The following is a 6,312-nucleotide window of genomic DNA, read 5'->3' on the forward strand; positions in this document are numbered from 1 at the left end:
CCGCGGAGCCGTGGGTGTGGTCGGCGAGGGTGTGCTCAGCTTTAATTTCGGTTGACATGGTGGGTTCTCCTTCATGGGTGCCTGCGACGCGGTGAGCGTTGCGGGCTAGTTCTTTGATGGGGATTCGCCGGTATGGGCGATGGCGTCACTGATGACGTGGGCTACGTGCTCATCGGTCAGGGCGTAGGTAGCGTCGCGGCCCGATCTGGTCACGGTCACCAGATTCATGCTCCGCAGCAAACGCAGATGCTGCGATACCAGAGGTTGAGACAACCCAGTGGCCTGAACCAGGGAGCCCACGGAGCCTTCCGAAGCAGCCAAAGACGTCAGGATCCGAAGACGCGACGTGGCTCCCAATGCTTTGAAAAGCTCTGCGACTTTTTCAAGCTGTTCATCCTCGGGCATGGCTACATATAAGCACATATGCATGATTTTATGTAATGCTGGTTTGGGAGTTAGTCGTTACGGCTTAATTGGCGTCAGGGGGCTTGGATGGTTTCGCTCTGGGCTCGTCGTCGATGGAGGTGCGGGGGAAGAGTGAGGCCTGAGGCCGAGACCGCGAGGACTGATGCGAGGATCAGCGCCAATGAAGGTGCGAGAACTGTCCACGGTGCGCGTTCGACGTAGGCCATGCCTTCGGCCAGGACTAGTCCCCAGTCCGGGCTGGGCGGGTTCGCGCCAAGTCCGAGGAAGCCTAGGGCTGCCAGTGCGAGGGCAACACCTGGTAGCCGGAGCATGGCGTGTTGGATGAGGGGGCCGATGATGTGCGGGAGGATGTGCCGAACGAACGTTCTGGTGCGGCCTACGCCGAGGATGGGGAGCACTGAGACGAAGGGCAAGGTTCGTGCTTGAAGCGTCAACGCTGAGGTGTGTGCTGCTAATGGGGCCCAGCTCACCAGTGCTACGGCCAGGGCTGCGCCTCCGAGGGACGCTCCGGAGATGGCCGCAACAATGATCCCTGCGATGACGGGTGGCTCGGCATTCGCGATTTCCAGTGGTCCGGTTCCGAGGCGGGGAAGGGACCCGATCAGTAGTCCGACGATGAGGGATATCAGCACGACGATTAGAGCGGTGCCGATCGTAGAGAGAGTGCCGTGGCCCACCCGGGCTAGTAGATCTCGGCCGCTGGCGTCTGCGCCGAAAGGGAGTAGCCAGCTTGGTGGTGCGAGGCGTGGATGTACTGCGGCGAAGGGATCGCGTAAGACCCCGGCGGCGGTGATCATTGTCAGAAGTAAAGCTGCTGTGGAGGGTACGGCGAGATCCCGGCGTCGGAAAACCGGGGGAACAAAGGCGACGGGGACTACTTCCAGTCTCCCGGCTGGTCCGAGGAGTGCACGGCGGACCATTGCGGCTGTGATGCCCGCGGCGATTGCCAGGAGCAGGAGGGCAAGTACGCCCGCTTGGAGTGTGGGGATGTCCTGTGCTGTGGCGGCGCCCAGAGTTGAGCGTCCAATTCCGGGAATCGCGAAGACCCTTTCGACGGCTACAGCGCCACCGGTCACCCCGATGACTACTAACGCGGCTTGGCTGGAGATGGTCGGTAAGGCCCGACGGAGCAATCCGACAGCGATTTGGCGTCTGGTGAATCCGGCTGATAGCCATGCCGATACCCATTGTTCCTCACCGGCTGAGCTGATCGCGTCGGCCAGCAACTTCCCCATCAGTCCACCTGAGGGAATCCCCATAGCAAGCGACGGTAAGACCGCGTAGTGCAGGCCGAGCCACCCAGAGGGAGGGAACCAGCCCAACCAGACGGCGCCGATGACGAGAAGAAGAGAGGCCAGGAGGAACTCTGGAAGAGACGTCGCCGTCGTCGCGAGGACACCTGATCCCCGACGGTGCGCTCCCTTCGAGCTTCGCAGAAGCGACGGTAGAGCGAACAAAATCGCGATTACCACTGCAAGAGCGCCCGCGCAGATCATAAGAGTGACAGAAACTCCCAGCGCCGCCAGTGTTCCAGGAAGGACTGGAGAGTTCGAAATCCAGGATTGTCCTAAGTCGCCGGTAAGGACTCCGGAGAACCAATCGATGAACACGGCCACGGGCCCCCGGTCCAGGCCAAGTTCGGCCCGGACCATCGCCAGAGACTCAGGGGTTGCTTCCAGATCCGCGTAGCGGGCTCTTAGCACCGTGTATTCCGGGCTCTGCCCAGATAGCCAAGGCAGCATGCCAATGACGAGGACGACGGCGAAGAGCGCCCCGGTCCTGGATAGACCGACGAGGAGAGCTCCGGTGGGGAATCGTTTCACTATCGGGCGGAGGTTTCCTCGGTGATCAACGCACGCTCACGCGGATCACGGACGGCGCCTTCGACGTTTGCGGCTTCACCCTGGATGACACGTTCGTGCAACATGGGGATAGCGGCGTCGCGGGCAAGAATTTCTGCCTCGGCGGCGATGATGGCGCTTCTGCGTTCTGGTCCTGCTGGAAGTGCAGCAGCTTCTTCGAGGGCTTCGTCGACTGCAGGGTCGCAGAACTGGGAGAGGTTGAAGGACCCTTCGCAGGCGAAGTCGCTATATAGGTAGGCGACAGGGTCACCCGAGTCGAGCACTGTCGCCCGGGAGAGAATGAAAGCATCGAAGGCGCCGTCGACAGCATCGGCTTCGATGTACTGGTACTCGCGGACGTCTTGTTCAACGATGAAGCCGACGGCTTCAAGCTGCTGCTCGAGTTGCACGGCGACCTCAGGAAGTTCCGCACGATCGGTGAAAGTTCCCAGGCTGATGCGAACCCCATCTACCGGAGCAGCCTCGGGTCGCTGGTCGAGGACTGCCTGGTAGTCGTCGTCGCGTTCGTCTACAGCCCATGGCAGGGCTGGGCCGAGAAGCCCTTCGGCGACGTCGGCCCGGCCTTCGTAGACCCCGGAGACGATAGTCGCTCGATCGATGGCTTCCCTAGCGGCGGCGCGCACTGCTGGATCCGCGAATGGCCCGGAATCGTTGTTCAGGTACAGCGTGTTCGTTCGAGGCATCGGTACTTCAAAGACGAGGTCCTCATCGATCTGGGCTACCTGACTGACTGGAATGGCTTCAACAATGTCGGCTGTGCCCGTACGAAGCGCTGCGGCCCGTGCGGTCCCATCAGGGACGAATTGAACATCGATTCCTGATGCTGCGGCGGTTTCACCCCAATAGTTCTCGTTCCGGTCCAAAGTCGCACCCGACGTCCCATCGACGGCGGTGAGCACGAACGGGCCGGTGCCAGCGTTGATCGGGTCGACTGTGTCACCTTCGTAGGCGCTTGCGGCGAGGATCGACAGTTGAGGGCTGGACATGCGCTGGGGGAGGAGGGGGTCAGCAACGGCTGTGGTCACGGTGACCGTTGTGTCGTTGTCGGCGGCCGCTGACATGTCGACGCCATCGAGGATGCGTGGTGTTGGAGACGCTGTAGCGGCCGCGGTGAGCGAGCGGGCTACGTCTTCAGCGGTCAGGGGTGTGCCATCGTGGAAACTGACTCCTTCCCTGATGGTGAACGTCCATTCCATGGGAGAGCTCTGCTCCCATGACGTAGCCAGGGACGCTTGAGCCTCCCCGAGATCGTCTAGAGAGACAAGAGTCTCCGCTGCGGACCACCGAGAGAGCTTAAAGGCATCGTCGCTCAGCGGGGTAAGCCCGGAGCGCGGCGGCTGGAGCATCGCCAAAGATACGCGATCGTCACCATCAGCGGCTGGCACTGACCCGGAAGAGTCCGACGAGAAACATCCGGTGAGGGCGAGACAACTAATCGTTGAGACAGCAAAAAGGGACAACGTGCGGGTACGGCGGGCAATCATGGATGGACTTTCTGATAGTGAAGTGGAAGTAAACGAGGTAGGAAAATTGCAGAGGCGATAGTGAGAGACACCAGAAACATCCACCCGGTGAATCCGCCCAGGGAGTCCCTGAATGCGCCGACGAGGGTATTGCCCAGGAGCACAGATAAGCCACCGAAGCTGGCGAGGAGGCCGTAAAAGGCGCTCAAGGGGCGGTCGCCGGCGAAACCGTGGACCTGCTGCATTCCAGCGGGAACGATGAGCATGTGTCCGAAGCTCAGAAGAACGACCATCATGACCGGGCCAGTAAGCGCCGGAGTTCCCGGCACTGCGTGTATGCCAGTGACCCCAAATACGGCCATTGCGCTGAAACCAAGGCCCAAGCAGATAAAACCCGCACGAAGGGCCACGCCGGGTCCCACCTTGGCGGCCAGAGTTGATGCCGGTAGTTGGAAGACGATAGTCAGTACTGAGGCCAAGACGAACAGCAGAGCCAGCGTCCCCGTTCCCGTACCGCCTTCGTTGAGTTCAAGAGGCAACGCGAAATACAACTGGTTATAAGCAAGGAGGTTGACACTGAAAAACGCACAAAAAGCCAGGAAGCGTCGTTCACGCAGGCACGCCCATGTTTCACGCGGCTCCGCCTTGGCGGCAGGTGTGTCGTCTTCGTCGGCGCTGGTAGGTAGTCCTGCAGGTAAGAGCAGCCACAGCGCAACCCCCACAGCGACAAAAAGGCAGGCAGCGGAGACAGCGACGACGGGGAACCCGAAGGGCAAGAGGGCGATCCCGACCAAGGGGCCCGTCACGGCGCCGACTTCGCCGAACAGCACAAGCCACGCGAAGAGAGTGCGGCGCTGGGGGTTCGCATCTTTCTGGGCCCGGTCGTGTGCGCCCAAGAGCCCTTCGACGGCGGGTGAGAAGAAGGCGCCGCCAATACCAGTTAGGACAGCGCTCAGGAGGAAGGGCCAGAACTCTTCGGAGAGTGCTAGGCCAAGGTATCCCATGGCGCGGATCAGGCAACCGGTGAGAATGCTGCGCCGCGGCCCCCAATGGTCAGCGATGACTCCGCCGAGCAGGAACATTCCTTGCTGGCTGAAGGTTCGAGCCCCGAGCACGACCCCGATCGCAGCGGCACCGAGCCCGAGGTCGTCTGTCATGACAAGGGCCAGAAACGGTACGACGGCGTAAAAACCAACATTGAAGATCAGTTGAGTAGGCAGAAGTAATGACACCGAGGCCATGCTCCTCGGCGGAAGGGTCTCAATCATAAGGAGAGCGCGCCCCAGCCTACTCTGGCATCATTCAGTGCTCGCGTCGCAGGATGCTGCGGGGAGTCCAGAACCTGGTCAGTCGGTCCTTCTTCGACGATCCTGCCGTCAGCCAGTACAGCCGTCCGTGTACAGATTGAGGCAACAGCATCAAGATCATGGGACACCAGCAACAGACCGAGCCCCTGGCTCTTGATCAACATGTGTAAAACATCCAAGACTTGATTACGCAGCGGAAGATCGAGCCCACTCACTGGCTCATCCGCTATCAAGATTGCGGGCTTAACAACCATCGCCCGGGCGATCGCTACACGCTGATTCTGTCCGCCGGACAACTCGGACGGTCGTCGATCAAGAACCGCTCCCGGAAGCTCCACGCGAACAAGCGCGTCGCGAATCAGTTCAGAGTGATTCCCCTCAACCCCGAGGCAGACCAGTGTTCCCGCAGCAACCGCTCGACCGTCATCCGCGGATCGAGGCTGCTCGCAGGATCCTGAGGAACATACTGCACCTCTCGTCGGAACCATCTCAGCGACTTCAAAGATCCTGGGCGGATCATGCGATCATGCAGAACCACCGAACCTGAGTCCGGCACTTCCATCGCCAAAAGAGTGCGCAACAGCGTCGATTTGCCGGATCCGGAGCTACCTACCAACCCCACACCAGCACCACGAGGGACTGATATAGACACCCCATGAAGAATTTTCTGGGCCACGCCACGTTGGAAGGCTCGGGCAGGCCGGGTGAGCGACAGATGAATGTCGTGTGCTGAAAGGACCGAGATCATGCGGCAGCAATATCCTCGCGGCGCACGGTTCGCTGCGCTGCGTCCATGAGTTTAGCTGTTTCTGGGTGTGTGTTTTTGGTGGCCAAATGGTCGAAGGGACCTTCGTCGACCACGGATCCTCCGCTGATGACGACAGCCCGGGAGCACAACGACGCTGCCGCAGCGACGTCATGAGTGATCAGCAGAACGCCGCAACCTTCATTTACTGCCCGGCGTAGGGCCGAAAGGACGAGTTGCTGGGACACGACGTCCAGCGCCGTCGTCGGTTCATCTGCTATCAGGAACGAGGCTCGGCATGCAAGGGACTGCACAATGCACACCCGCTGCCTTTGCCCACCCGATAGTTCCATCGGGTAAGAACTGAGAACGCGATTCGGATCGGCGAACCCGACCTCTTCCAACATCGAAACGGCAAGGGATCGTGCTGCCGACCGTGTGGAAGCATTTTTTGACCGTAGGATCACCGGGATCAGCTGACGATCAAGCCTCACCAAAGGGTGAAGGGA

General features: G+C 60.7%; 7 protein-coding genes. All 7 read right to left on the reverse strand.

Translation table 11 applies throughout. The annotated features are described in order from the left end of the window. Window positions 1-105 precede the first annotated feature (105 nt). Window positions 106-429 (reverse strand): metalloregulator ArsR/SmtB family transcription factor, encoded by a 324-nt coding sequence (locus DDA93_RS15805; protein ID WP_347693968.1) that lies wholly within the window; start codon window positions 427-429, stop codon window positions 106-108. A 50-nt stretch (window positions 430-479) separates the two neighbouring features. Beyond that, window positions 480-2,249 (reverse strand): ABC transporter permease subunit, encoded by a 1,770-nt coding sequence (locus DDA93_RS15810; protein WP_019483760.1) that lies wholly within the window; start codon window positions 2,247-2,249, stop codon window positions 480-482. Beyond that, window positions 2,249-3,772 carry an ABC transporter substrate-binding protein gene (locus tag DDA93_RS15815; RefSeq protein ID WP_024475906.1) on the reverse strand — a complete coding sequence of 508 codons (1,524 nt, stop codon included), beginning with the start codon at window positions 3,770-3,772 and terminating at the stop codon, window positions 2,249-2,251. Before DDA93_RS15815 ends, DDA93_RS15810 begins: the two co-directional genes overlap by 1 nt. Continuing rightward, entirely contained in the window at window positions 3,769-4,908 is a 1,140-nt protein-coding gene (locus tag DDA93_RS15820) for an MFS transporter (protein ID WP_237742082.1), read from the reverse strand. The genes DDA93_RS15815 and DDA93_RS15820 overlap by 4 nt, the downstream gene beginning before the upstream one ends. Before the next feature lie 107 nt (window positions 4,909-5,015). Then, window positions 5,016-5,396: an ABC transporter ATP-binding protein gene (locus DDA93_RS17035; RefSeq protein WP_279325284.1), complete on the reverse strand. Its 381-nt coding sequence runs from the start codon at window positions 5,394-5,396 to the stop codon at window positions 5,016-5,018. 20 nt (window positions 5,397-5,416) lie between these two features. Further along, window positions 5,417-5,806, reverse strand: a complete 390-nt coding sequence (locus DDA93_RS17040) for an ATP-binding cassette domain-containing protein (protein WP_279325285.1) — start codon at window positions 5,804-5,806, stop codon at window positions 5,417-5,419. Beyond that, window positions 5,803-6,312: ATP-binding cassette domain-containing protein (locus tag DDA93_RS15830; RefSeq protein WP_133185596.1), on the reverse strand; the 510-nt coding region annotated here is incomplete at its 5' end. The genes DDA93_RS15830 and DDA93_RS17040, both read right to left, overlap by 4 nt.

The sequence above is a fragment of the Arthrobacter sp. Bz4 genome (genome assembly GCF_003075455.1).
In the GTDB taxonomy this organism is placed as follows: Bacteria; Actinomycetota; Actinomycetes; order Actinomycetales; family Micrococcaceae; genus Arthrobacter_D.

Excerpts from the sequence above, each read along its gene's own strand:
- DDA93_RS15805 (WP_347693968.1), bottom strand. The coding sequence starts at position 429 with ATGCATATGTGCTTATATGTAGCCATGCCCGAGGATGAACAGCTTGAA.
- DDA93_RS15815 (WP_024475906.1), bottom strand. The coding sequence starts at position 3,772 with ATGATTGCCCGCCGTACCCGCACGTTGTCCCTTTTTGCTGTCTCAACG.
- DDA93_RS15820 (WP_237742082.1), bottom strand. The coding sequence starts at position 4,908 with ATGACAGACGACCTCGGGCTCGGTGCCGCTGCGATCGGGGTCGTGCTC.
- DDA93_RS17040 (WP_279325285.1), bottom strand. The coding sequence starts at position 5,806 with ATGATCTCGGTCCTTTCAGCACACGACATTCATCTGTCGCTCACCCGG.